2 protein-coding genes are annotated in these 951 nt (G+C 29.2%); both read right to left on the reverse strand.

Annotated features, from left to right (window positions below):
- Positions 1-104 precede the first annotated feature (104 nt).
- The gene (locus AZI32_RS18560; RefSeq protein WP_157450968.1) at positions 105-269 is read right to left on the reverse strand and encodes a hypothetical protein; all 165 of its coding nucleotides are present in this window, start codon (positions 267-269) and stop codon (positions 105-107) included.
- A gap of 153 nt (positions 270-422) precedes the next feature.
- Complete coding sequence (locus AZI32_RS17065; RefSeq protein WP_061997152.1) at positions 423-842, reverse strand: helix-turn-helix transcriptional regulator; 420 nt, start codon at positions 840-842, stop codon at positions 423-425.
- Positions 843-951: the final 109 nt, after the last annotated feature.

Consider the following 951-nt stretch of genomic DNA (forward strand, 5'->3'; position numbering starts at 1 on the left):
TTATAATTTTCTATTGCCATTGTTTATCTCTCCTTTTAAGTGCTATAATTAGCACTGTTATTAAATTCTTTGTTAAGAGTCTGCATGTTCGAGATGTAGGCTCTTTACTGCTTATACTTTTTAATTCTTTCTTCATCCAATTGTTTATCAAGCCATTCGGAAATTTCTGGGAATTCTTCTTTGTGACTAAGAACATAATCGGTAACTCTTTTACTCAATTCCTCGTCTACCTCTGTACCATCTTCATATATAAATGAATTAACTGGCATGTCTACCCCTCCTTTTCTAGCTTTTCATGTATACAAAGTTTAATGTATGCGGTTACTGATAAGCCAAGATCATTGGCTTTATCCTTAATGATGGTATGTAAATCTTTTTCTAACCACAAACATTTTTGAACCTTTTTCATGGCTGCACCTACTTTATTTTTTATTTTGAGTGTAGGTTTTTAATCTACTTTTTACTACATCAATTATCAACTCTCTTAAATCTTGAAAATTATGATCATTTGTTAATACACTTAAATCAAATTTATCAATGCAATAATTATCATTGATATGTGATATTAAATTTAAAAATAAATCAACTTCTGAATCCATTAATTGTTGGATGGATTGTTTCATGAATTCACTAAGTTCGTCGTTTTCGTCAAAAGTAAATATATCAGGTGGCACTCCTAAAGCATTCGATATTTTAGTAATGGTATCTAAAGTTGGAATGTTCTCACCTTTTTCTAGTCTGCATATATGGGAATATGACATTCCGCATAATTCAGCAAGTTTTCTTTGACTTATATTTTTTTCAGTTCTTTTTTCTTTAATTAAATCTCCTATGCTTGGCATTTAAATCACCCTCCTATGTTACTATTATATCAACACTTTGTTACTATGTCAATGTATTGTTATCGTAGTGGTAACAAATTTATATAAATAAAAAAATACCCCTTAAAAT

Source organism: Clostridium sp. ATCC 25772 (assembly GCF_001573875.1).
Taxonomy (GTDB): domain Bacteria; phylum Bacillota; class Clostridia; order Clostridiales; family Clostridiaceae; genus Clostridium_J; species Clostridium_J senegalense.

Excerpts from the sequence above, each read along its gene's own strand:
- AZI32_RS18560 (WP_157450968.1), bottom strand. The coding sequence starts at position 269 with ATGCCAGTTAATTCATTTATATATGAAGATGGTACAGAGGTAGACGAG.
- AZI32_RS17065 (WP_061997152.1), bottom strand. The coding sequence starts at position 842 with ATGCCAAGCATAGGAGATTTAATTAAAGAAAAAAGAACTGAAAAAAAT.